Annotated in this window: 23 protein-coding genes and 1 pseudogene; 10 read left to right on the forward strand and 14 right to left on the reverse strand. The window is 53.0% G+C overall.

Features of this window, described 5'->3' with window-relative positions; all coding sequences use genetic code 11:
- Positions 1 to 26 precede the first annotated feature (26 nt).
- Positions 27 to 410: a hypothetical protein gene (locus HX875_RS14985; RefSeq protein ID WP_169907392.1), complete on the forward strand. Its 384-nt coding sequence runs from the start codon at positions 27 to 29 to the stop codon at positions 408 to 410.
- Positions 411 to 452: 42 nt separating this feature from the next.
- Here HX875_RS14985 and HX875_RS14990 read toward each other — a convergent pair whose 3' ends face one another.
- Positions 453 to 1271: an AbiJ-NTD4 domain-containing protein gene (locus tag HX875_RS14990; protein ID WP_177015399.1), complete on the reverse strand. Its 819-nt coding sequence runs from the start codon at positions 1269 to 1271 to the stop codon at positions 453 to 455.
- Positions 1272 to 1609: 338 nt separating this feature from the next.
- Here HX875_RS14990 and HX875_RS14995 point away from each other — a divergent pair, with 338 nt between their 5' ends.
- Both HX875_RS14995 and HX875_RS15000 read left to right on the forward strand, forming a co-directional pair.
- Positions 1610 to 2380 (forward strand): hypothetical protein, encoded by a 771-nt coding sequence (locus HX875_RS14995; RefSeq protein WP_177043736.1) that lies wholly within the window; start codon positions 1610 to 1612, stop codon positions 2378 to 2380.
- Positions 2377 to 3150: a class I SAM-dependent methyltransferase gene (locus HX875_RS15000; RefSeq protein ID WP_177015401.1), complete on the forward strand. Its 774-nt coding sequence runs from the start codon at positions 2377 to 2379 to the stop codon at positions 3148 to 3150. Before HX875_RS14995 ends, HX875_RS15000 begins: the two co-directional genes overlap by 4 nt.
- A 168-nt stretch (positions 3151 to 3318) precedes the next feature.
- Here the strand turns inward: HX875_RS15000 and HX875_RS15005 are convergent, their stop codons facing one another.
- Positions 3319 to 3528, reverse strand: coding sequence for a hypothetical protein (locus HX875_RS15005; protein ID WP_177015402.1), 210 nt, complete (start codon positions 3526 to 3528; stop codon positions 3319 to 3321).
- Positions 3529 to 3719: 191 nt separating this feature from the next.
- Positions 3720 to 4400 (reverse strand): competence protein CoiA, encoded by a 681-nt coding sequence (locus HX875_RS15010; RefSeq protein ID WP_177015403.1) that lies wholly within the window; start codon positions 4398 to 4400, stop codon positions 3720 to 3722.
- A 548-nt stretch (positions 4401 to 4948) separates the two neighbouring features.
- Here HX875_RS15010 and HX875_RS15015 point away from each other — a divergent pair.
- Together HX875_RS15015 and HX875_RS33155 are read left to right on the forward strand one after the other, a co-directional pair.
- Positions 4949 to 5356: a hypothetical protein gene (locus tag HX875_RS15015; RefSeq protein WP_177015404.1), complete on the forward strand. Its 408-nt coding sequence runs from the start codon at positions 4949 to 4951 to the stop codon at positions 5354 to 5356.
- Between the two features lie 18 nt (positions 5357 to 5374).
- The gene (locus HX875_RS33155) at positions 5375 to 5581 is read left to right on the forward strand and encodes a hypothetical protein (RefSeq protein WP_226298243.1); all 207 of its coding nucleotides are present in this window, start codon (positions 5375 to 5377) and stop codon (positions 5579 to 5581) included.
- A 16-nt stretch (positions 5582 to 5597) separates the two neighbouring features.
- Here HX875_RS33155 and HX875_RS15020 read toward each other — a convergent pair whose 3' ends face one another.
- From HX875_RS15020 to HX875_RS15050, 7 genes and pseudogenes are all read right to left on the reverse strand, one after another.
- Positions 5598 to 6149 (reverse strand): hypothetical protein, encoded by a 552-nt coding sequence (locus HX875_RS15020; protein WP_177015405.1) that lies wholly within the window; start codon positions 6147 to 6149, stop codon positions 5598 to 5600.
- Between the two features lie 79 nt (positions 6150 to 6228).
- Positions 6229 to 7602 carry a tyrosine-type recombinase/integrase gene (locus HX875_RS15025; protein WP_169904816.1) on the reverse strand — a complete coding sequence of 458 codons (1374 nt, stop codon included), beginning with the start codon at positions 7600 to 7602 and terminating at the stop codon, positions 6229 to 6231.
- Positions 7592 to 8125, reverse strand: a complete 534-nt coding sequence (locus HX875_RS15030; RefSeq protein WP_152980086.1) for a hypothetical protein — start codon at positions 8123 to 8125, stop codon at positions 7592 to 7594. The genes HX875_RS15025 and HX875_RS15030 overlap by 11 nt, the downstream gene beginning before the upstream one ends.
- Positions 8115 to 10184, reverse strand: a complete 2070-nt coding sequence (locus tag HX875_RS15035; protein ID WP_177015406.1) for a hypothetical protein — start codon at positions 10182 to 10184, stop codon at positions 8115 to 8117. The genes HX875_RS15030 and HX875_RS15035 overlap by 11 nt, the downstream gene beginning before the upstream one ends.
- Complete coding sequence (locus tag HX875_RS15040) at positions 10177 to 12504, reverse strand: hypothetical protein (protein ID WP_177015407.1); 2328 nt, start codon at positions 12502 to 12504, stop codon at positions 10177 to 10179. The genes HX875_RS15035 and HX875_RS15040 overlap by 8 nt, the downstream gene beginning before the upstream one ends.
- Positions 12505 to 13021: 517 nt before the next feature.
- Positions 13022 to 13927, reverse strand: a pseudogene (locus HX875_RS15045) (YifB family Mg chelatase-like AAA ATPase); the annotation flags it as partial.
- Positions 13928 to 14024: 97 nt separating this feature from the next.
- Entirely contained in the window at positions 14025 to 14933 is a 909-nt protein-coding gene (locus HX875_RS15050; RefSeq protein ID WP_177043737.1) for a LysR family transcriptional regulator, read from the reverse strand.
- Positions 14934 to 15167: 234 nt separating this feature from the next.
- On the opposite strand from HX875_RS15050, the gene cfa reads away from it, so the two are divergent.
- Positions 15168 to 16280 carry a cyclopropane fatty acyl phospholipid synthase gene (cfa, locus tag HX875_RS15055; protein WP_177043738.1) on the forward strand — a complete coding sequence of 371 codons (1113 nt, stop codon included), beginning with the start codon at positions 15168 to 15170 and terminating at the stop codon, positions 16278 to 16280.
- A 51-nt stretch (positions 16281 to 16331) separates the two neighbouring features.
- Here the strand turns inward: cfa and HX875_RS15060 are convergent, their stop codons facing one another.
- Positions 16332 to 16592 carry an accessory factor UbiK family protein gene (locus HX875_RS15060; protein ID WP_003208783.1) on the reverse strand — a complete coding sequence of 87 codons (261 nt, stop codon included), beginning with the start codon at positions 16590 to 16592 and terminating at the stop codon, positions 16332 to 16334.
- A 422-nt stretch (positions 16593 to 17014) separates the two neighbouring features.
- Between HX875_RS15060 and glnK the strand changes: the two genes are divergently transcribed.
- The 4 genes from glnK (at position 17015) to sutA (ending at position 19793) form a co-directional block, all read left to right on the forward strand.
- Complete coding sequence (glnK, locus tag HX875_RS15065; RefSeq protein ID WP_002555808.1) at positions 17015 to 17353, forward strand: P-II family nitrogen regulator; 339 nt, start codon at positions 17015 to 17017, stop codon at positions 17351 to 17353.
- Positions 17354 to 17387: 34 nt separating this feature from the next.
- Positions 17388 to 18728 (forward strand): ammonium transporter, encoded by a 1341-nt coding sequence (locus HX875_RS15070; protein WP_177043739.1) that lies wholly within the window; start codon positions 17388 to 17390, stop codon positions 18726 to 18728.
- A 209-nt stretch (positions 18729 to 18937) separates the two neighbouring features.
- Positions 18938 to 19363 (forward strand): secondary thiamine-phosphate synthase enzyme YjbQ, encoded by a 426-nt coding sequence (locus tag HX875_RS15075; RefSeq protein WP_017476675.1) that lies wholly within the window; start codon positions 18938 to 18940, stop codon positions 19361 to 19363.
- Between the two features lie 103 nt (positions 19364 to 19466).
- The gene (gene sutA, locus HX875_RS15080; protein WP_003208791.1) at positions 19467 to 19793 is read left to right on the forward strand and encodes a transcriptional regulator SutA; all 327 of its coding nucleotides are present in this window, start codon (positions 19467 to 19469) and stop codon (positions 19791 to 19793) included.
- 255 nt (positions 19794 to 20048) lie between these two features.
- Here the strand turns inward: sutA and HX875_RS15085 are convergent, their stop codons facing one another.
- From HX875_RS15085 to HX875_RS15095, 3 genes are read right to left on the reverse strand one after another with little or no spacing between them, the layout of a single operon-like run.
- A complete protein-coding gene (locus HX875_RS15085) occupies positions 20049 to 20747 on the reverse strand; it encodes an HAD family hydrolase (protein ID WP_177043740.1) in 699 nt (232 codons plus the stop codon).
- Positions 20744 to 21643 (reverse strand): tyrosine recombinase XerC, encoded by a 900-nt coding sequence (xerC, locus tag HX875_RS15090; RefSeq protein WP_177043741.1) that lies wholly within the window; start codon positions 21641 to 21643, stop codon positions 20744 to 20746. Before xerC ends, HX875_RS15085 begins: the two co-directional genes overlap by 4 nt.
- Positions 21644 to 21645: 2 nt before the next feature.
- Positions 21646 to 22362: a DUF484 family protein gene (locus HX875_RS15095; RefSeq protein WP_177043742.1), complete on the reverse strand. Its 717-nt coding sequence runs from the start codon at positions 22360 to 22362 to the stop codon at positions 21646 to 21648.
- Positions 22363 to 22375: the final 13 nt, after the last annotated feature.

Genomic DNA, 22375 nt, shown 5'->3' on the forward strand with positions numbered 1-22375 from the left:
ATACGGGCTGCGAAAGGAGCGCAATTATGTTGAACACTCTGGATGTGAATTTTCATGGAAAACGACATACGGATTTCGATCTCGAACGAATCCTAAAAGCACAAGCGCAAGGCTTCGACAAACCGATAACAGCCTATCTCTGCAGAGTATCCATAAAGGCTCGTGCCGGATTAGGCGTCGTGTTTGGTCACAACCGTAAAGACCAATATGGGCGGTTTGGTGATGGTCATCTGATCCGGACTTCTGACGTGATTAAGGCGGAGCGCGAGGGTCGATTTTGGGTACTTACCACAGAGAACTCACGCTACGTGATCGCGACGTTTCAGCACGGTAATGGGCGTGCGAGCCTGCGAGATTTTCTACGTATTTCACAGGGGCAGCACCATTTCACTCCACCATTGTTGCAGTGATGGTCGCGCCCATTAGCAGGGATGGAAATCACCATCCTGTGCTCAATTTGGCTCGTCCGCCTGCGTACTTTTAATAAGGTAATTACCGAGAGAGGCACATAGGCCAACTATCAACTCAGCCTCATTGAATGAAGGTTCTCGCCCTTCGCGTATGTGCCGACCATTTTCAGATGCGTAGCCCCAAGCTTTTGCTACAGCCTGATCCAGTGGGGGAGGAATGATGGTGTTGTGTCGTTTGAGAATGTCACCCAGATTCGCTTTGACATCACCAGTGATTTCTCGGGCAACACACTCTAATGATGCCATAGCATGTTGGATGGCACCTGTTGGATCAGGAGAGGGGCGACGGGAGAGATCTCCAATTGCTTCGTGCAACTCCTTCCCAGCTGTCACGTGGCCGAATGCGCGCTCGGTCTCCCGAGCATTCTTTACGATGACTTCAAATGATTCCGGGCCGCGAATTTCGACAAGGCCATCTACAAGCTTCCAACCAATGCCATTTTCTACGAAATAGTCATTTAACTCAGTGTGAAAATGTTCGTAAGTATCAGGGTTGTAGTTGTACTGACCCAAATCGGCTTGGATGCGCTCGATCACGTCATAAACTTTGTACCACTTACATTCCTGGAGAAGATTGTTCACCTCCCAGTCAACGTTGGGAAATTCGCTCCAGTTGTTCGAATCAGGCTGTTTTTTTAGGGCTTTACAAAGAATAGCCCGCAGACCTGAGGGCTTGAATCCGCACTCGTAGGCCAGTTGAACCAAATACCCACGCAGCTCCTCAGGCGCATCCTCCCTGATGGTGATTTCACGCTCTTGGGTGCGATGAAATCCGTTGCGCTTGGAAAAAGAGTCATTCATCCCGTTTTCGCTCCATTGATCCCTTGTTTCAGCAAGCTAAGGTTTTTCAGTTTGCATGTCTATTGCCTAGATGGCCGTAGCATCTGAGAAACCAGCGAGCCTGCGTGATGGCGTCATTCTAGCGCTGAGCGTCGGTCGGATTGCCTGATTCGATTTCTTAATTTCTGGTTTGGTCATGCATTTTATGCAGAATCAGAAAATCTGATCCCTTTTAGGGGCGACCAGCTTCTTACCTTGAAGAATAGGCCTCCGCTCTCATCCCCAGTGACGCACTACGCAGCATCGCAGGTGCAGAAAAAAGCGGTAAACTCGCTGCGACCAACACAGGGCAGGATGTTATGAAAATCAATGCTGTAAAATCAGCGCACTGCCCAAAATGGCTACGTACGAAGAATTTTCTCCAGCGGATTTGCTTTGAGGTGACAAGGATGTTTAGAAAAAAAGCGCAATGGCCTCGCCCGAAACACTCCCGCAACGTACTAGCGTTAACTGTTAAGTTGGTTCTTATTTTTCTGAGCATGGTTGCGTTACTTGCAACTGTCTACCCCCTTGTGGATGTGGAAAAATTAACCCCGGCCTCAGCGTCGGTCATATCGATAGTCGGGGTGGTTTTGGTTTTTCTGTACATATTTTTAGTGTCTTATGAGATATATGTAGCAGAAGGAAAAAGAGTATTTAAACAATCCGACCCTGATTCTATTCGCAACTACATGCTTCATTGGATAGCCTATGGAGGACGAGTAGCAATTTGGACTCGTGACATGAGTTGGGCAAAAGGTGATAAGTCACAGAACTTGCTGCGTGAAAAAGCGGAAAACGGTGAGCTGATAATTTGTCTCCCAAACCATACTGATTTTTCGAGAGAGCTGGAAACGAAAGGGGCTCAGATTTATGTGTATGGCCGGGAGTTACTCAGTGACCCAAGCGCCCGCTTTACTATCGCATTCTATGGTAGGGACGGCAGTAAAGTTGCCATTGGAAGAGCGCAAGCAGATAAGCAGGTAGTTGAGGAGTTCAGCTCTGGCGCACACCCCTCATTTCAACTGGCCTACGAGCTTGTGCAAATAGCTAAAAATATTTCTCAAAAAAAAGGTGAAAACCAATTATGAGCTCACGGTTTTCGTACGTTGACAGCATATCCTCCCAAGAATTGGCCAATGAGTGGGACTGCCTTGCCTCAGAACGGCATCAGCAAATCTTCAACGGATTAGATATCACATTTACTCATGTCATGGCTCCATTGGTTGAGTCACTTGTTGGTCAGGATGATGAGGCAACCTTGGTCGACATCGGTTCTGGGACTGGTGAGCTTACGGGCCGCTTAGCCGCAAGGTTTAAAAAAGTCGTGTGTGTCGAACCATCGTTGCAGAGCATTAACATTGCGAAATCTATACTGTCATTTTTTTCAAACATTGAATTCATCAACTCTGACTTTGAAGACTGCGAAACTCATCTAAAGTCACGAACCGAGAAAAATGTTTTTCTAGCAGCCATGATGTTATCGGCAGATCCGCAGCTCGACAAATTTGCTCAAACCCTCTCAAGGGTGGCACAAAAAGGCGATGAATTTGTAGCTACCATTCCTCATCCGTGCTTTTGGCCAAGATATTGGGGGTATGAAAAAGAGTCGTGGTTTTCTTATAGCAAAGAGCTGATGATTAAGGCTCCCTTCAAGATATCTTTATCTGATTCCGAGTTTAAAACCACGCACATCCATCGGCCAATTGAGCGATATATAGTGACGTTCGCCAAATATGGATTTCAATTGGCTAGCATGTCCGAACCGATCCCTAATAACAAGGTTCAGTCTTTATACCCAAAGAAATGGGAATTTCCACGATTCTTGGCATTTAAATGGATCAAGAGCTCACCTAAATAACCCGATCATATTTGGGTAGTTCGGCATTTAAGTAGAACAAGTATTCACTTGGTTTGGCTGCTTCATAGATCGTAGGTGACCCCAGCTGGCCCAAAAGAGGCCATTGGGCGTACCCGTGACGTCCTGATCACCTGACTCGCTTGAGATCAAAATCGACCAGTGGCTGCCTCATGGAAGCTTTCTGAGACGGGCCAGCCCCTGCTTTATGTGGCCAGCGTTCTCCCCAATTGTGTAAAGCGCACCACGGACGTTGTCGCCTACTTCCGCATGCCCCTGGGCTTCCACCTGGAGCGTCAGCTCCATGAGCGCAGCTTCGAGAGCGAGCTGATTCTGGTACATCCTTTCCAGAACGTCTGACAGTGAGTATTCACTGGGCATTTACATGGACTCCTTTTTTACGACCCAGCATAGCTCAGTGATGAATCAGCAAGTGTCTTGCGGGTATAGGCATACCCTGAGAGCACCTTATGAGCGTCCCGCCCCTAAGTAGTCTCAAGGTGTTTGATCTGCGAGCTAGAACAGCAAGGAGCCCGAAGGACAGAGATGCCGGCTAGACACTTGGTCGGTTTTTATTGATCCGTCGTACCGGATGTATCAGAGGCCGGGCCTCCGTTGAAGCTAAAATCGGTGGTGCCGTTGGTGATCCATTCGACCAGCTTTTCCTTGGGTGTGTAAGCCACCACTCCACGTTTTTGAGTCGGATCGAATCTTAAGACGCGCCATATACCAAATTCGGGGCCGAAGTCGATGAACACGGGTTTGGAAACCCACCAGCGAGCAAAAAGCTTGCTGCGGGAATGCCAGCTAAATGAAGCCAGTCCATTCTCCGACACTTTTGACAAACCCATTCTGAAGTTGTACCTGTCGAACTCAGTTCGCGTGCCATCGATCACCCAGATCATATTTTGATAGTAGTTTTGCCTCGCGATGACCTCTTCAGGATGTATCGTCGATCTCTGAAACTCAATGACCATCCCTGAAGGCGTTCGGACATCTGCTATATGTCGCTCCCCTGAGGACGCTTGCAACACAACTTCCTGCCACTCGGTTGGGAACATATTCTTCCAATCGCGATGCCATGCCGTTTCCGTTTCCCACCACGGATCGCAATTGTCCAGACGTTTATGAGCCCAATGCCAGACGACATGGTTCCCGCATTTAGCGACGGTCTGGGAACCACAAAAACTGCAAACACCACGTGCTTTTGGAGTGGCCTCTACACGAGCGCCTTCAAGCAATGAGTATTTCATTTTCTTCCTTGATGATCAAAATGAGGGGCGGTAGCTCTTAACTTCCTGGTTGTCAGTACCTTGTGACCCACAGGACGAAAGACAAATATCTGAACACGAAAGTCGTCGTGCCGCTCTGGCTTCTTTCAGCCTTCGCTCAGCGTACTTAGCCGGATCATCATCTGGCAGCGGGTTGCCTGCAGCAGATAGAGCTTCGGCGCGCTCTTCAATGAGCAGACGCTCAGGATCGCGAACCGTTTGGTAGGCTCTGCCTGGTACGCGTCGAGTTGTGTCCATTCCCGGCTTCCCAGAAGGCTGATGAATAAGAGCGACTAGATTACTTTTAGAACGATAACAGAACGCTTCGAATAGCGATGCCGAGCTCCGAATCATGAGGGTAGGATGCGTTGCGATCTATGCTTCCCAGAGCCTCAGACACCAAGCAAGCGGAGCGCGCAGGCGTGAGGGATGCGAGCCCGCAGGGGCGAGACACGCCTTGTCGGGGCTCGATTCACGGCAGCCTGACGCCGCAGGCGGCATGCCATCAACGCCAACAAGAGGTAACTCACATGCCCGACGATGAACTCCGCGAGCTGGAAGCCAAGAGACGAAAGGCTTTGTGGATGCTTGCGAACATATCTCCAGGCGATTCGAAGGCGTTCGATGCCTTATCCATCCTTGCTGACCTTGAACTTCTAGAGAGAAAAGACTCCCCTCATTCTGACAAGGCGCTTGAGCTCAACCAGGTTCGGGATTGTGTCCCGGTGCAGCATCACCCCTCCGGCATCGACATCATCTTGGAGCAGACTATCCCGCAGCCCTGGCGAGAACGTTTTCTGCAAGCGAGCATCGGATCAACCAGAGTTCCTGACGGGCCCTACGCCACGAACTGGGATAAATTTCTGGCTTGCTGGGAAAGAGAGATGCAACACCTTGAGGCACACAGAGCTGCCTGCAGTAAGCCCAAGCTGGATTGATGCAGACGGAGAAGAGACGTGGAACGAGACGGCGATGACACCGTGTATTGCGATATCCAAATGCCGGTGGCTCAAGGGCGGGAGCTATTGGAGCTAGTGAACGCCCTGCGAGAGTCGAAAGCTCATCCACGTCTCGACAGAGTCTTCGAACACATGCAGTACGAGCTCAGTACGTCCATCGATATCGCGTATAACCCGCCAACTTGGGGGCCTTGGTGTCAGTGAAATCTCGGTGAAGCCATCAGAGCTCTGCGTCCCATGCATCCATAGCCTCGCCCACAATCGCGTACCACTGGAACTCACCGAATTGTAGGGCATTCGCAATTTGCCTGTTGGTACTGCCGTCAACCCAACCTGGGAGGCTCTCCTGACCACCGGAGAAGAGACTAGCCGTCGCCACAGCGTAACAACCGGTACGCGTAGACTGGAGGCACACATAGCGCACAACAGCGCCGGTCTGAAACCGACGCCACGCCACCACCTCGATACAGTCCATGGCACTCATTGCATCCTCAACGGCGGGACTCGTTTCCTGTTCTACCTGGACGTCCTCCGCCATTTTGAAAGACGTGTTAGGCGCTACTGGTTTGTGGACAAGATGTTTAAGCTGCTCACGGGAGGAAATGATCTGCTCTCGAAGCTCTTCGGGATCGATAGACATGCCGCCCCGGTCGGTCATCTTAAGAGTCTTGAGACTATTCACTGCTAAGATAAAGTCCTGCTCTTGCGCTTTTTCCCGTGCGGTTCTTTTGTCTCGAAAAAGCAACAACAATAGTTTTCTGAGAAAACTCACAAATACCTCCAGCTGAACGCTGAAACTAGATAACTTGGGTAAGGGAACTGGCGCGAATATCTCCTAAATCCCAGGTCGATTAATCATCGCTCGGCGTCAGAATTGCTAAAGTTTCATCAAGCAGCTTTTTAAGTCTCATAGCGTCATTTTTTATTGCGCTCCCCTTATTCGCGATGTCGCGTATGGTTTCCAGATTTGCGCGGAGTGCGGACGTCGCCCTAGAATCTAGTCCACCTATGCTCGTCTTGAGATTAATGAGTTTTTCAAAATGGTTATAGGGCACTTGTGAATGGATGGAAGAATGACCATGTTTTTCCATCGAACGGAGTGCAAATTCAGGCACACCTTTCAGCCCAATTATGCGAGCTATGGCTTTTTCGTTAGGATGCTCTTCGAAGTAGTCAATCCTGTCCTGAGTAACCGATCCATGGCGGAGCATGTGCGGGCTGACAGCTCCCTCAAGGCCAGTAAGTTTTTTAAATCGTGAAAACTCAGCGGTAATGGTGTTTGGCTGGATTGCTTTTCCAGTTTTGGCGCTGGCAAAAAGGGGGGTGCTACCGATGACCTTCATGTTCTTCGAATCTAGAAAAGGCATAAGGTCAAATTTTATATAATCCTCTAGTAATGTGAGAAGAGCAGGGCTTATTTCAACAAGGCGCGTAGATATTCCTCCTCTCTTTGAAGTTCTGAGCAGAATACTCGGAGATAACATATTTTTTGCTTCCCAAACGGCACTCACTAGAATTGGGGCCGCCTCTTCACGCCTTGCGCCTGTCTCTTCAAGAACCAAAAACACCGTTCGTTGACGGCTGCGTATATATTCCCCGGAATTGCTCGTTCGTATCGCATGCTTGATAGTTTTAACCTGGTTACTACTAAGCAGTTTGTTCTTGCTAGATACCGTGCTTTTAACAATAGGTACCTCACTGTGGAACCATGTCTCAACAAATCGTCTGCCGGATGGGGTTTGTATTTGGACTATTTTCTTTACTGCTTGGATCCTCCCCTGCGGGGCTACTAAGTCCAATATATTATAAAGTTTCCCTATGAATTCGAGGAAGTCTAAGGTTTTTCTACCTATAACTCCATTCTGTTTAGGTGAACGTGAACGGTCGCTCGCCGCTCGACTTTCTTGTTTGAGTTCTTTCATAAATTTAACGAAATGATATTCGTTGAAATTATGCAATGACAGGAGGTTGTCATGCGCATATCTTAGAACCCACGTAATCTGGTAACCATACTGAACACTGGTCACGGGATCCAGACCCTCAGCTCTTAACTCGTCAATCCAGCAGTTAGCTTCGAAGCACGCAGAATAGTCCGGCCATGAAATCAAGGCTAGGCCACCACATTTTCTGAACACCGGATTACATCCTGCTTCGGCTGCAATCGGGACTCCGAAGTCATCCCCAGCTCTAACCAACAAGCCGAGGGAGAGTGGATTATCTTTCATCAATATTCGACCCCTTAAACCCGAGTCTATATAGTTCTTGGGCTCTTGCTTTCATGAAGTAATCAGTGCCTGTAGATGACTCAAGTTGCTTTGCACAGGTTGCTAGAAGATGAGCGAGTCTAAAAATCACGGCGTCCCTTACAAAAAGATTTTGCCGCAGGATCAATACCTCAAGTTTTCGATCCCGGTTGTCTATTCTGCGGCCTTCTTTGCTGTTTTTTCCAACATTACTGGATTGAAGAGATCGTCTCAAATCGGCATACGCACGCTTTCTCTGCTTGTCGAGCTCAGCAAAGCCTCCTTCCAGATGCTTGTCTGAAACCCGCTTTAGAGTGCTCATTGAGCTTAAATAAATTGAGCGTTCGGGTATATTGAGCTTTCCCAAGTTAATTTGAGTATTCAATGTTTCAAGAAGTCGATTGTCTGAGTTGTATTCAGAAGGAGCAGCCTGGATGTCTATTAGTAGCCTTAACAGATTTCTAGCCGAAGCAATATTTCTATCGAGATTTCTATCATTTGCCATGCTGGCTCTCACTTACGGTTATTGATATCAGCATCTCATCGCGATCTTCAATTGAGAGAAAAGTGGTATCAATTTTTATTTTTTCATTTCGTATCAGCGATTTATAGTAGCTCTCCAGGCGCTGTCGCTCGATGACCTTGAGTACAGTAGTGGGGGGGAACACGCCGAGTTTATTCAAGAGGTCTTGGACGGCTGCGCCTTGGGTAATAGTTTCTTCGGCTAGATACGCAGATTTGATGTCAATCATTTCTTTATTACCTACTACCGTCGTCAGATACCGATAAATTTGTTTGAAATCCATGTGTCCAAAGTAGTAGCTAAGCACGGAAAGGTTGCCGCGCGTATTCAAGTAAAAGAAACTTACTGCAAACGCTCTTCTCAATTGATGTTGCCTTACGTAGTAACGTCTTTCATTGTAGGTGTCAGTCTGAAAATAATCACAAAGAATATCCAGGTGGCAATTGTATTTTTTGGGATCTGGCTTGTTGATTCCCGGTTTACGCTTTAAAGAGAATCTTCCAAAGCAATTGGAGTTCTTAATTTGTTCAGGAGATAAACCGCATTCTTGATGAAAACGCTCTAGCCTGGAAAGCATGCGTGTAACTAGGGGTATGACAGGGATGTCATGAGTGAGCCTGGCTTCACCAATGCCTGTTTTCATTACTAGAGTCGTAATGCAATTATCTTGACCATTTAAATTCTTAAACTTGATGTTTAATAGCTCGGACTGCCGGCGAGCGGTAAAAAACCCTACTGCATACTGAATGCAGCCTAACAATAAATAGTATGTCTGCAAAGCGCCTTCGAGATTACGCATACGCTCTAATGATTGCGCTGCGGCGCCAGGGGTGAAAGTTTTTTTTGCTGAAGCGCATAAGTCCCAGGCTGTAAAAGAAATTGGCGCATTGATATTGGCGGCTGTTTCTTTTAAGAAATATGCATTGGGAGTGAGACCCTCCGTAGCAGCACCTGAAATCAACATGGAAAAGTAATTTAATATGGAGTCGGAATGCGCTTCATAAAATAAGATGCTTTTCCGTAATAGATCAATGGTCATCGTGTGTGGTAGAGTGACATAACTTCCTACTTGGGCAAGAAGTGTTGTATGGTCGTTATTTGCGAGGGTGTCTAAACTTAGGTTGGGGATCTTGAGCTTGCTCTCAGAAAGAAACCGCTGAGACATAAAACCTCTCCGGACTTCATTATATCTTAATGCAGTCGCGCTAGAGTTATCCTGACGAACAGGTATATACGGCAGCTCACGACGATGTCCGTATACCGATTGTATTTCCAACTCATAAGGAAGTGGGCGCATGTGGCCGGCCATAATGCAGTGTGGATAAAGCTCTTTCACTAAGGCTGCGGTCTTGATGTGCCCTGGCCAACTCTCTCCTTCTTTGATTTGATAAAAATTGTTATGGTAGAGCCACACCCGGGCACGAAAAATCTCTTGGTCATCTAATGGAAAGTAACGCATTTGTGCGCCTGGAATGGGCTCTAGAAATATCGGATTTTTTTGGACGAAATTTTCAAAGTCATAGAGTTGTTCTTCCTTGATTTTATCGAGCATAAATACGCTCAGGGTTTGAGACCAAGAGTAAATAGACTCGTGTGAGCTATTACATTTGAGGAACTCATTCATGTAGCTATTGATAGTCCCCGGAGTTACGAGTCCGAACCCGTATTCATATAAACGAAGAGTTTTTGCGTTCAAAAATAGCTTGTCAATCAACCGAAGTACGCTCCAAAGCCGTTTTTTCGCATTGGTCAACTTCATTTTTCTTATTCGAATGGAGCGCGGGAAGTGTTGTTCATGTATCCATTGTTTAACTAGCTCAAGCAACTCATGGTTGGATTTTTCAGTTAGAAGTGTGCCGTTGCCAACAGGGATGTTCAAATCAATATCGAAAATCTTTTTTCCAAATTTGAAATACAAGACGCCTTCATGCTCACAAGAAAACCAAGGAGAAACAAATCCGTCAACATGTACATTTGTCTTGACGCGTAAATGTTCTGGTAAAGGAGCAAGCACGATTGTCCTTGGAACAACATTACGCATATACAGCATCCTTCACCAATGCCATATCACGATCTTTTAAACCTTCTGCGTATACTTCTTGAAGATATGGATCGGGGTTTTCAGATGAATAAATCCATCGACGTATAGCTCCAGAAAAGGCGGCCCAATATATGCCTTCTGGGTTTGCGCGTGTCGGTTCTAGCTCTATTGCTTGTTCGATGCTCGTGAGAATCGCAATTATACAAGCGTCTATGCCGATGATAACTTCGATGCCGCCAGTTGGGCCGATATCCTTCGTCGGTCGTTTAGGGTATGGCAAATGCAAGGCTTCGCGGAGGTAGTGATCAAGCTCCGAGCGTGTAGCAAAACCTGCTAAATTAGCTGTAGACGGATGGCCATCTAACGCTTGGATGAGCACCCTTGTATTCCACTGTATTATTTCCTGGCGCATAAGCCACAACAACACCAGGTTGGGCACGTAACGCTCCAGAAGTCGCAGGTCGAAGAAAGCGTGGTCTAGATCGGTCGACGCGATTGATAGATCCATATGATCTATCACTTTCAGCACTATGCTGGTGTCTCGGGCTGAGTTAACACTGAGATTGTCAGAAAGATATTTCGCATCCGCTTTGGTGAGACCCAACATTACAACCATGGATTCTGCGTTGAGAAATTTGGTTCGGCTAGTGCCAGTCATATCTGTCGTTCTAACGCCTGTAGGATGGCCGAATCCTTTACCTGTCATAATGAAAAGTCGGCGATGGAGTTTAGGGCTCACCTGCGTTTGTTTGAGATATGTACGAACTGGATGCGTGAGTCGTATTAACACCCGCACGGCCCAAGCTGTCTCGGAATTAAGTACAACCTTTTGTTCTGGCTTTTTTGCGCGGGGCTTGGCGCCAATGAGGAAATCTTCTTCTACTTGAATTTGACCATCTGCAATAAACGTGTACTTAGGAACCGTGCATTTGTCCAAAAAGGAGTTGGTGATCTCCTCGTGCTTCGCTGCGAGATATATCGTGAATGGCGTGAGCATATGCTGCTTTGGTATGCAGAGCCACTCCGACAATTCTCGGCTGAGAAGTTTAGAAGATCTAGGTTCGAGTTTGGTAAAGTGACGATGGCTAGGATAAAAACCATCTGTCATATATATGCGTGTCGTATTTATCCGTTCACGAATTAGCGATGCATCTGATAAGTCTGACCGTGACGTCTTGGGGAGCGGGGCAGATCCAAACTTCGTGATTCGGAGAAGCTCATCCAACCGCGCCTCAATTGACTGGATGAAATGTTCCGCCCATTTCACAGAAATGGATAGATCCTGACGCATCTGTCGAAATATAGCTTCAATCGCTTCGTCGTTGGTAACGTGCATAGGAATGGGTGTAATTGTCTTGCACTTACAAATAATTCCTCCCTCAATTTTCTTGACGTTAGCTGCCAGTCGTTTTGCTTGCTTGCTGATGTCGCCCGGAATAAGAGGGATGTCGTCGGTTGTTATCCTTCCAGAATGTGGTGCAGCAATAACTTTGTGTGGTATCAGATACCCTACCATGAAAGTTCTAAAATGCGCATTCCAGTCATTGATTAGAACATGTTGAGAGCAAGGCCTAGCCCCTGATTCTTTTTTTCCTAGGTTGTATTGAATATGGAAATTGGCAAGCTGCTCGACCAATTTTGAAAACGTTCGGGTATCTAATAATTCTGCTTGGGTATATATGCAATGTTCGCTACCAAGAAAGCAAATAAGCGAATCCAAGCATGGAATGGTGGAAGTCGTCCTCTCCGAAAAATATTGCGAGCATGCCTCATACAGCCTCTCAGTATAATACCTGCCGTATTTTAGGTAGATGGGAAGTAGTTTCAAGTGCATGCTGTGGCTGTCATTAGATACTGTCCATCCTTGCCACAACCAAACTTTGCCCGGGTTTAGTTGCAAACTTTCTGAAAGTGCTGTGCAAGCCTCTCTTAAGTCTGAATTTTTCTTCCCCATAATTGTGCCCAGCGAAATAGTTGGCGTGTATTCGTTCAAGCTGCAAACTTTGTCGTGGAGATTGCCTAAATGTCGGGCGTAATCTTCATTTCGCGCCTTAGTGCCGTCTAGTATTTTTCCGCTCAGAATAAGTCCAATGCATTTTTGGAAAACATTAGTGAGAAACTGCGTGCGTATTTGAGTTGCTGTCAAATGTATCCCGGTAACTTGAAGGATACACTCTATGACGCACATTATTCTCGCCGACCTGCTTGCTTGCGTTTTTTTCAACGCCTGATTTGCTGCTAATAACTGTGTGGCCGCATCAATGTCTAAGTTCTCTTGTGGGTGTTCAGACACAGCGATAAGGCTTTTGATAATGGTCATAGCATAAACCGTTTGGATTTCGCCGAACCTTAGCAGGCGAGGTTTAGTTTCTCAACACGCTCCTTCGAGCTCAGAGCGGTAATGCGTATGCTCTTGGTTGTTGCTTGGAGCGAATGGCAGATATGAATATTATAAATTGACAGGTTGAATATACTTTAACTTTACCCTTAACTTGTTTTTTAAAAGGTATTAGCTCCAGGTTTATCTAGCGATGACCAAGTCAAAGCGCTAAAAGAGCCTTACAGTATGTTTTAAGTATATCCATTGTTATAACTAAGAAGGGATGGTTCAGTCTTCGAAAATCGAGGTGACGAACGGTCGGGAATCGACTCTGGTCGTTCTCAAATGCAGTTCGTGTGTCAGCAGCGACGCATTGGGAGTTACCAAATCCTAGGGCGCAATGCTAGGGCGCGCTTTGAAGTGAATCATCGTTCACATCAGCTCTTTGCCTTGTCAGTCCTACGATACTTAGGCTTAGCGCAAATGAACGACTCCGGGGATAAAGCAATGCACTGAACTCGTCGAGAAACAACACACCGTGATGGGCCAGGGTGATTTCCCCCGGCTGCGGTTTCGAACCACCGCCCACCAGCGCCGGGCCGGATGCCGAATGGTGCGGCTGGCGAAACGGCCGGTGCGGCCAGTGGCTCAGCGGCGCCAGGCTGACCACCGACTGAATCGCCGCCACCTCCAGCGCTTCCTGCTCACTCAAGGGCGGCAACAATCCCGGCAGCCGGCTGGCGAGCAAGGTCTTGCCGGTGCCCGGCGGCCCGCTGAGCAACAGGTTGTGGGCGCCCGCCGCAGCGATCAACAGGGCGCGCTTGGCGGCCAGTTGGCCCTGCACTTCACTGAGGTCCGGGTAGGGCTTGTTCAGGTACATCAGGCCACTGGAAACGAAGGGTTCGATCGGCACGTGACCGTTCAGGTGCGCCACCACTTGCAGCAGATGATCCACCGCAATCACCTTCAACCCCGAGGCAAGGCACGCTTCCTCGGCATTGGCCCGAGGCACGATCAAGGTGCGCCCGGCCTTGCGCGCCGCCAGGGCTGCCGGCAACACACCTTTCACCGCCCGCACCTCGCCGGACAGCGCCAACTCGCCCAGGCATTCCACGTTATCGAGGGTCAGCGTCGGCACCTGCACGCTGGCGGCGAGAATCCCCAGGGCAATCGCCAAGTCAAAACGCCCGCCGTCCTTGGGCAGGTCGGCGGGCGCGAGGTTGAGGGTGATGCGGCGGGACGGGTATTGCAGCGCGGAATTGAGAATGGCGCTGCGCACGCGGTCTTTGCTTTCCTTGACGGCGGTCTCCGGCAGGCCCACCAGCGTCAGCGACGGCAAGCCGTTGGCCATGTGCACCTCGACGGTGACGGCGGGGGCTTCGACGCCAATCTGGGCGCGGCTGTGGACGATGGCGAGGGACATGCTCGATCCTTGAAATGAGTGGCCGCTTCATGCGGTTTTTCAAGGGTAGTTGAGCGCTGGCGGAGTGCGGCGGCGAGGTTTTACAGAACGTATCGCGCTAGCGGTCCGGCGGCGGCACACACAGAAACTCCTTCGCCAACGTCAACCACGCCTGCGCCGCAAACGACAGCTTGCACTGGCGCCGCCACGCCAGCATCAGCCGCCAGTTCAGGGCCGGCGACTGAATTTCCGCAATGCTGAATTGGCTGGCGTCGAGGGTGTCGCAGAACGCCCGGGGCAGCAGGGTGATGCCCACGCCCAGCCGCACCAGGGAGGCGATAAAGTCCCATTGGCTGCTGCGGCCGCTGATGCGCGGCTCAAAACCGGCTTGGGCGCAGGCATCGAGTACAAACTGGTTCAGGGTGAAGGTGTCATCGTAAAAGATGAATTCGCAGGCGTGCAGTTCGCTCAGTTGCACCGAGCTGCGTCCCTGCCAGGGCGAGTCGTGGGGCGCGAGCAGGCACAGCGGCGATTCGAACAAGGGCATTGATTCGAATTCGGACCAGATATCCGCCACGCGCGGTGAGTCCAAAATGGTGCCGAACTCCAGGGTGCCCTGGCGCAGGTCCTGAAGGGTGACGTTGCCGCCGCTTTCAAAGAGTTTCAGTTCGATCTTCGGGTAGCGGGCGTGATATTCGGCAAAGATCGGCGCCAACGCGAGGTGCGTGGAGGGCGAAAGCCCCATGCGCAGGGCGCCGCGCCCGACCTGCTGCAGGTCTTGCAGCTCTACGGTCATCTCGTCGTGCAGCGCGATCATTTCCTTGGCGCGCTTGAGCACGATCTCCCCGGCGTCCGTCAGGGTGAAGCGTTTTCCCATGCGGTCCAGCAGCCTCAGGCCAAGGCTCGATTCCAGTTGCTGCACCATCTTGCTGACCGTGGGTTGGGTCAGGTGCAGTTTGGTGGCGGCTTTGGTGAAGCTCTGCTGGTCCACGACTTCTACGAAATAACGGAGCGCCCGGATGTCCATCTTGCATTCCAATTTTGCATGGTTTTCATAATATTAATTCATTATATCTTTAAAAATTGGCTGGATAAGATTTGTTACATCTGTTCCCAGCCAGCGTTCCCGGTCATGCCGCAAGGGCCTTTCCAGACGCTTCCATGGCCAGATTTCTCGCAGTGTATGAATCAAAGGCAACGCTATTTCTGGAGAGCAATTGTGCTTAACAAAACGCGTCATTCTTTTTCCGGTTCTGATGAGATGTCTCAGGGAGCGCGCTTCGTTAAGGAGTTGCTGGCGCAGGCGCAGATCGAGGTCAACGGACCGTCGGCTGCAGATATGCAACTGCACCACAGTGCCACGTTCGACCTGGCCCTGGCCAAGGGAAACCTGGGGCTTGGCGAAGATTATATGGACGGCGGCTGGGACGCCGAGGCGCTGGATGAGTTTTTCTACCGGCTCATGCGCTCCGGCGTGATCGACCAGGCCAACCCGGCCACCTTGTTGTTTCACGCGTTCAGTTCCCGATGGCTGAACCTGCAAAACAAGAAGCGCGCCTGGCAAGTCGGCGAAGCGCACTACGACCTCGGTAATGACTTTTACGCAAGCATGCTCGACTCGCGCATGACCTACACCTGCGGCTACTGGAAAGACGCCACCACCCTGGAACAGGCGCAGTTCGCCAAGCTGGACCTGATCTGTAAAAAGCTGGGGCTCAAGCCGGGCATGCGCGTGCTGGATATCGGCTGTGGCTGGGGGAGCTTCATGAGCCATGCCGCCGAGCACTACGGCGTCGAGTGTGTCGGTGTGACCATCTCCAAGGAGCAGGCGGAGTGGGGCCGCGCCAAGTACGCCCATCTGCCGATCGAGTTTAGGCTGCAGGACTATCGGGATATCGACGAGCAATTCGATCATATCGCCAGCGTCGGCATGTTCGAGCACGTGGGCCGCAAGAATCATCGGGCGTATATGGAGGTCGCCAACCGCTGCCTGAAGGACGAAGGGCTGTTCCTGCTGCACACCATCGGCAAGAACCAGCGCAACAGCACGCCGGACCCGTGGATCGATAAATACATCTTTCCAAACGGCGATTTGCCCTCGATCGGGCAGGTTGGCGATGCCATGGACGGATTATTTGTTGCCGAGGATTTGCACAACTTTGGCGCCGATTACGACAAGACGCTGATGGCCTGGTGCGAAAACTTCGAGTTGGCGTGGCCCGAGTTTGCAGAAACCTTTGGCCAGCGTTTCTACCGGATGTGGCGCTATTACCTGCTGTCGTGTGCAGGGGCGTTTCGCGCGCGGGATATCCAGCTGTGGCAGTGGGTGTTGTCGAAGAAGGGCGTTGTCGGCGGGTATCAGCGGGTAAGCTGACGGTAGCAACGGTTTAACGGGGACAGGCAAGACCTGCCCCGGTTGGCCGGTTTATTCGGCGGCAGGCGTCAATCGCGCTTCCAACTCCGCCACCTTGGCCTCAAGGCTTTCCAGCCGCGCCCGAGTGCGCGCCAACACCACCATCTGGCTATCAAACTCTTCCCGGCTGACCAGGTCCAGCTTGCTGAAGCCGCTCTGCAGCAGCGCCTTGAACTGGCTTTCAATTTCATTGCGTGGCAGCGGTGTGTCGCTGCTGAACAGGCGGGAGGCGTGGCCGCTCAGGGCGTCGAGGAGGTCTTTGGGCGCGAGCATGGGAAATAGTCCGGAAAATCTGTTGGCCGGCAGTGTATCACGCAGCGTCTATAGTCTTTTTTACCGTCGCCGGCGCACGCTTTTCGCGCATGGGGCCGGGCGGTCGCGCACTGTTTTCGTGCGTATCTTCGCGGCAACAGCGCCCGGCAGGTGGGCACAAGCGAACAAAGGACTGATTTCAGTGATTTTTACGGAGCTGGCAAGCTTTCTGCTTAGACGATCATGACCCATGCACTGATGCAGTCGCTGTGACGATGCAGTGCGCCGACGGACCAGCGGTACATGTTTCGTCACCAGTGGTTAGCGAGCGTCGCAATGGCAAATGCCAGGGCGACGAAGCGTTACAAAGCCAGGCACTGCGCTTAGACTTGAGACGGGTTTGTTTTCCTGGGGCAAGTCCACCAATTCGGGAGAGAGTTTTCATGAAGCTAGTCACTGCCATCATCAAGCCGTTCAAGTTGGACGATGTACGCGAGTCACTGTCCGAGATCGGCGTGCAGGGCATTACCGTTACTGAGGTCAAAGGCTTCGGTCGGCAGAAGGGTCACACCGAGCTGTATCGCGGCGCGGAATACGTGGTCGATTTCCTGCCAAAGGTGAAGATTGATGTCGCCATTGACGACAAGGATCTTGACCGGGTTATCGAGGCGATAACCAAGGCCGCCAACACCGGCAAGATCGGTGACGGCAAGATCTTCGTGGTCAATCTGGAACAGGCTATTCGCATCCGTACCGGCGAAACCGATACCGACGCAATCTAAGCCGCCAAACCCCAACGCCCCAGGAGAAAACAATATGACTCTGCGTAAATTCGCAGGGCTAGGAGCCCTGTTGTCCCTCGTAATGCCGGCCCTGGCCATGGCGGCGGACCCAGCACCTGCTCCAGTCCTCAATTCCGGCGACACCGCGTGGATGCTCACGTCCACCGCGCTGGTGCTGTTCATGACCATTCCAGGCCTCGCGCTGTTCTACGGCGGCATGGTTCGTTCCAAAAACATTCTTTCCGTGATGATGCAATGCTTCGCCATCACCGGCCTGATCACCATCCTGTGGTTCGTCTACGGCTACAGCATGGCGTTCGACACCACCGGTATGGAAGCAGGCGTCGTCAACCTCAACTCGTTTGTGGGTGGCTTGTCCAAACTGTTCCTCTCGGGTGTGACCCCGGCCAGCATCACCGGCCCGGCGGCGTTGTTCCCTGAGGCGGTGTTCGTGACCTTCCAGATGACCTTCGCGATCATCACCCCGGCGCTGATCGTCGGTGCGTTCGCCGAGCGCATGAAGTTCTCCGCGATGCTGATCTTCATGGGCGTCTGGTTCACCCTGGTCTACGCACCGATTGCCCACATGGTATGGGGCGGTCCGGGTTCGTTGCTGGGCGACTGGGGCGTGCTGGACTTCGCCGGCGGCACCGTGGTGCACATCAACGCCGGTGTGGCTGGCCTGGTAGCGTGCCTGGTACTCGGCAAGCGTAAAGGCTTCCCAACCACCCCGATGGCACCGCACAACCTGGGTTACACCCTGGTGGGCGCGGCCATGCTGTGGGTCGGCTGGTTCGGCTTCAACGCCGGCTCCGCGGCTGCGGCCAACGGCACTGCCGGCATGGCGATGCTGGTCACCCAGATCGCTACCGCTGCTGCGGCGCTGGGCTGGATGTTCGCCGAGTGGGTCACCCACGGTAAGCCAAGCGCCCTGGGCATCGCCTCGGGTGTGGTTGCGGGCCTGGTGGCAATCACTCCAGCCGCTGGCACCGTGGGCCCGATGGGCGCCCTGGTGATCGGCCTGGCTGCCGGTGTGGTGTGCTTCTTCTGCGCCACTACCCTGAAACGCAAACTGGGCTACGACGACTCCCTGGACGCCTTCGGCGTGCACGGTATCGGCGGTATCCTCGGCGCGATCCTGACCGGCGTATTTGCTGCACCGGCGATGGGCGGCTTCAACGCCACCACCACCGACATCGCGGCACAAGTCTGGATCCAGTGCAAAGGCGTCGGCTTCACCGTCATCTACACCGCTATCGTGACGTACATCATCCTCAAGGTGCTGGACGTGGTGATGGGCCTGCGGGTGACCGAAGAGGAAGAGGCAGTTGGCCTCGATCTGGCGCAACACAACGAACGCGGCTACAACTTGTAAGTACGCGAAAAAAAGATGCCCGGCTTGCCGGGCATTTTTTTGCCTGGGGTTTGTCTGTGGCTAAAGGTGTATGGGTTTTTTCACGACTTTGTGATGCTATCCACACCGCACTTTTCACTGTGCGAATGTCTTACAGGCATGTAGGCGTATTCGGCACTTTGTTTTTTCCCTGAGCGCGCTAGAATGCGCGCCGATGGGCGGAGAACTGTATGTGGCAACAGACCCTGATAACCCTGCGGGCCAAGCCCCGGGGCTTTCATCTGGTAACGGACGAGTTGCTCGCCGGCCTGCCTGAATTGAAGGCCTGTCGGGTGGGCCTGTTGCATTTGTGGCTGCAGCACACCTCGGCCTCGTTGACGGTCAACGAGAATGCCGACCCGGCGGTTCGCCGTGACTTCGAGCGTTTTTTCAATGCGCTGGTGCCGCAAGGCATGGCGGGATATGAACACAACGACGAAGGTCCGGATGATCTGCCGGCGCACTTCAAGGCCAGTCTCCTGGGCTGCCAGCTGAGTTTGCCGGTAAGGGCCGGCCGCTTGGCGATGGGGACCTGGCAAGGTGTTTATCTGGGCGAGCACCGTGATCATGGCGGTGCTCGTAAAGTCCTCGCCACCTTGCACGGTGATGGGGCATAAGCCACTGGTTAACCGGTGGATGTTGATTTTTTTCCGGCCGCCGTCGACAGGTGGCGAAGCTGGGCTATAACTAATCTGCTTTTCGCAAGTCATGAGGTAGAACATGAGCGACGATGATCTGGAAAACGACGACCTCGAAGTAGGCGACGACGACGAAACCGAAGAAGGTCTTGAGGCGGCTGCCGAAGACGTGGCTGACGACGACGGTGGCGACGACGCACCGGTCCCGGCAGCCAAGGGCAAGGCCAAGGCTGCGGTGTCGGTTGACGAACTGCCGAGCGTAGAAGCCAAGAACAAAGAGCGCGATGCGCTGGCCCGTGCGATGGAAGAATTCCTCGCTAAAGGCGGCAAAGTGCAGGAAGTCGAGGCTAACGTGGTGGCTGATCCGCCGAAGAAGCCGGATAACAAGTACGGCAGCCGGCCTATCTAAGGCCCGCTGTCCGCTTGCTGAAAAAGCCCGCCGTCGCTGCGGGCTTTTTCATGGGCGAATCAAAAGGGTCAGGCCCAACACCCATCTAAGAATGAAGCGTTTGTGGTGGCGAGGGAGCTTGCTCCCGTTGGGGCGCGAAGCGGCCCCTGGTTGGGTCGACGCGGTCTTTCAGAAAGGCCGTCGTGGCTGGTTCAGGGGCCGCTTCGCAGCCCAACGGGAGCAAGCGCCCTCGCCACAAAAGCGCTTCATCGTCAGTTATACGTTCCAACGGGCGAGGACTTCTGGCAACTCGGTCAGGCTGCGAATCTCGGCATCCGGGCGCTTTTGCGCTTCCCAGGCCTTGCCCGCCGGGTTAAACCACACCGCCCGCAGTCCCGCCTGCTGCGCCCCGGCAATGTCATCCCCCGGATGATCCCCGACATGCACCGCCGCGCCCGGCTCTACGCCACCGCGCTGCAAGGCCTCCTGGAACAACCGCGCATCCGGCTTGGCGATACCAATGTCTTCAGCCCGCAGGGCAAAGTGAAAGTAATCCGCCAGCCCCACACGCTGTACATCGGCATTGCCGTTGGTGATCACCCCAAGCAAATAGTGCTGGCGCAGCGCCTGGAGCATCGGCTCGGCCTCGGGAAACACCGTGAGCTGGTGGCGCGCGTGGATAAACGCTTCAAAGCACACATCCGCCATCTGCGCCGCTTCCGGCAGTGGGTATCCGGCTTCCTCGAAGGCATGTTGCAGCACTTTGTGGCGCAACACGCTGATGCGGTATTTGAGCTCGGGATGCCGCTCCAGCACCTGCTGGCGAAGGCGGGCGAACTTCTCCAGGGGCAAGTCGCCCACCTTGGTGGCATGGGTCGCCAGCCATTCGCGCATCGATGCCTCGGCACTGATGATGACCGGCACGTTATCCCAGAGTGTGTCGTCCAGGTCGAAGGTGATCAGCTTGATGCTCATGAGTCACTGCCCTTAATGCGTTTGGCCCGTGGATGGGCGCTGTCGTACACCGTTGCCAGGTGCTGGAAGTCCAGGTGGGTGTAGATCTGGGTGGTCTTGATGTCGGAGTGGCCCAGCAACTCCTGCACCGCGCGCAGGTCCTGGGACGACTCCAGCAAGTGGCTGGCAAAGGAGTGCCGCAGCATGTGCGGGTGCAGGTTCTGCCCCAGCTCGCGCTCGCCGGCGGCCTTGACCCGCACCTGAATGGCCCGCGGCCCGAGGCGGCGGCCTTGCTGGCTGATGAACACGGCATCATCCGCCGGGCTGGCCAGGGCGCGCAGCGGCAGCCATAGCAGCAAGGCTTCGCGGGCCTTTTTGCCCACCGGCAATACGCGGGTCTTGCTGCCTTTGCCGAGCACCTGCACCAGGCCGTCCGCCAGGTCCAGTTGATCGAGGTTAAGCCCGGTCAGTTCCGACAGGCGCAGGCCCGAGGAATAGAACAGTTCGAGGATCGCCTGGTCGCGATGGGCCAGGAAATCGTCCTCCACGGCGCCATCAAGCAATTGCAGGGCGCGATCCGTGTCGAGGGTCTTGGGCAGGCGGCGTTCGCCCTTGGGCGGCGCCAGGCCGTTGGCCGGGTCGTGGTTGCACAGGCCTTCGCGGTTCAGGTAGTGATAGAGGCCGCGCACCGCCGACAGCAGGCGTGCCAGGCTGCGGGAGGATTGGCCTTGCTGGTGCAGGCGGGCGATCAGGCTGCGCAAGCCCTGGATGTCCAGGGCCTTCCAGCTGCTGATGTGGTGTTTCTCACAGAACGCCAGGACCTTGTTCAAGTCCCGCCGGTAGGCTTCCAGGGTATGCGGCGACACCTGGCGCTCGCTGCGCAGGTGAGCGCAGTAGGCGTCCAGTTGTCGTTCCATGGCTAGCGCACCGCGCGCAGGGCGGTGGTGAAGCGTGGCAGGACGCGGCCCAGCACTTCGGCGATATAGCTCAGGAACAGTGTGCCCACCGAGCTTTTGTAATGCTGTGGATCACGGCTGGCGATGGCCAGCACGCCATGCAAACCTTGATGACTGAGGGCGACCACGGCGGTGGAGCCGATCTGCTGGCGCTGCTCGGCGCCAAACAGGAAGTCCAGCTCATGCTCACGCAGGGTGCCGCTGATGGTTTTGCCTTCGGACAGCAGGCCGCCAATCGCGGTCTGGGCATCGCTGCCACTGACCCAGCGGCCCACCGGCATCGGGTTGTCGCTGAACAGGATCAGGCTGACAAAGGGCACCTGGAAGTCCTGGCGAAGGCTGTCTTCGACGGCAATCACCGCTTCTTCCAGGCTGGCGGCGTCCATCAGGGTCAGGACCAGGCGGCGGGTCTTGTCGAACAGGCGGTCGTTGTCGCGGGCCACGTCCATCAGTTGCGAGAGCTTGTGGCGCATCTCGATATTGCGCTCGCGCAGGATCTTCATCTGCCGCTCCACCAGCGACACGGTGTCGCCGCGCTGGTGGGGAATACGCAGGGCCGGCAACAGCTCTTCGTGTTCGACGAAGAAGTCCGGATTAGCCTCCAGATACGCCGCAACGGCTGCGGCCTCCAGACTTTCGCTTGGGGATGCTTGCGCGGGTACTTGAGGCTTATCAGTCATTAGATTTGCTCAC

Source organism: Pseudomonas yamanorum, from assembly GCF_013386765.1.
GTDB classification, from domain to species: domain Bacteria; phylum Pseudomonadota; class Gammaproteobacteria; order Pseudomonadales; family Pseudomonadaceae; genus Aquipseudomonas; species Aquipseudomonas yamanorum_A.

What these genes read in the sequence shown, in the direction of transcription:
- HX875_RS15035 (WP_177015406.1), bottom strand. Translation starts at nt 10,184, where the DNA reads ATGCGTAATGTTGTTCCAAGGACAATCGTGCTTGCTCCTTTACCAGAA.
- HX875_RS14995 (WP_177043736.1), top strand. Translation starts at nt 1,610, where the DNA reads ATGAAAATCAATGCTGTAAAATCAGCGCACTGCCCAAAATGGCTACGT.
- HX875_RS15010 (WP_177015403.1), bottom strand. Translation starts at nt 4,400, where the DNA reads ATGAAATACTCATTGCTTGAAGGCGCTCGTGTAGAGGCCACTCCAAAA.
- HX875_RS15015 (WP_177015404.1), top strand. Translation starts at nt 4,949, where the DNA reads ATGCCCGACGATGAACTCCGCGAGCTGGAAGCCAAGAGACGAAAGGCT.
- HX875_RS15060 (WP_003208783.1), bottom strand. Translation starts at nt 16,592, where the DNA reads ATGCTCGCGCCCAAAGACCTCCTCGACGCCCTGAGCGGCCACGCCTCC.
- HX875_RS15050 (WP_177043737.1), bottom strand. Translation starts at nt 14,933, where the DNA reads ATGGACATCCGGGCGCTCCGTTATTTCGTAGAAGTCGTGGACCAGCAG.
- HX875_RS15070 (WP_177043739.1), top strand. Translation starts at nt 17,388, where the DNA reads ATGACTCTGCGTAAATTCGCAGGGCTAGGAGCCCTGTTGTCCCTCGTA.
- HX875_RS15085 (WP_177043740.1), bottom strand. Translation starts at nt 20,747, where the DNA reads ATGAGCATCAAGCTGATCACCTTCGACCTGGACGACACACTCTGGGAT.
- sutA (WP_003208791.1), top strand. Translation starts at nt 19,467, where the DNA reads ATGAGCGACGATGATCTGGAAAACGACGACCTCGAAGTAGGCGACGAC.
- HX875_RS15005 (WP_177015402.1), bottom strand. Translation starts at nt 3,528, where the DNA reads ATGCCCAGTGAATACTCACTGTCAGACGTTCTGGAAAGGATGTACCAG.
- HX875_RS14985 (WP_169907392.1), top strand. Translation starts at nt 27, where the DNA reads ATGTTGAACACTCTGGATGTGAATTTTCATGGAAAACGACATACGGAT.
- xerC (WP_177043741.1), bottom strand. Translation starts at nt 21,643, where the DNA reads ATGGAACGACAACTGGACGCCTACTGCGCTCACCTGCGCAGCGAGCGC.
- HX875_RS15040 (WP_177015407.1), bottom strand. Translation starts at nt 12,504, where the DNA reads ATGACCATTATCAAAAGCCTTATCGCTGTGTCTGAACACCCACAAGAG.
- HX875_RS15030 (WP_152980086.1), bottom strand. Translation starts at nt 8,125, where the DNA reads ATGGCAAATGATAGAAATCTCGATAGAAATATTGCTTCGGCTAGAAAT.
- HX875_RS15075 (WP_017476675.1), top strand. Translation starts at nt 18,938, where the DNA reads ATGTGGCAACAGACCCTGATAACCCTGCGGGCCAAGCCCCGGGGCTTT.
- HX875_RS15000 (WP_177015401.1), top strand. Translation starts at nt 2,377, where the DNA reads ATGAGCTCACGGTTTTCGTACGTTGACAGCATATCCTCCCAAGAATTG.
- HX875_RS15095 (WP_177043742.1), bottom strand. Translation starts at nt 22,362, where the DNA reads ATGACTGATAAGCCTCAAGTACCCGCGCAAGCATCCCCAAGCGAAAGT.
- cfa (WP_177043738.1), top strand. Translation starts at nt 15,168, where the DNA reads ATGTCTCAGGGAGCGCGCTTCGTTAAGGAGTTGCTGGCGCAGGCGCAG.
- HX875_RS15025 (WP_169904816.1), bottom strand. Translation starts at nt 7,602, where the DNA reads ATGAAAGATAATCCACTCTCCCTCGGCTTGTTGGTTAGAGCTGGGGAT.
- HX875_RS14990 (WP_177015399.1), bottom strand. Translation starts at nt 1,271, where the DNA reads ATGAATGACTCTTTTTCCAAGCGCAACGGATTTCATCGCACCCAAGAG.
- glnK (WP_002555808.1), top strand. Translation starts at nt 17,015, where the DNA reads ATGAAGCTAGTCACTGCCATCATCAAGCCGTTCAAGTTGGACGATGTA.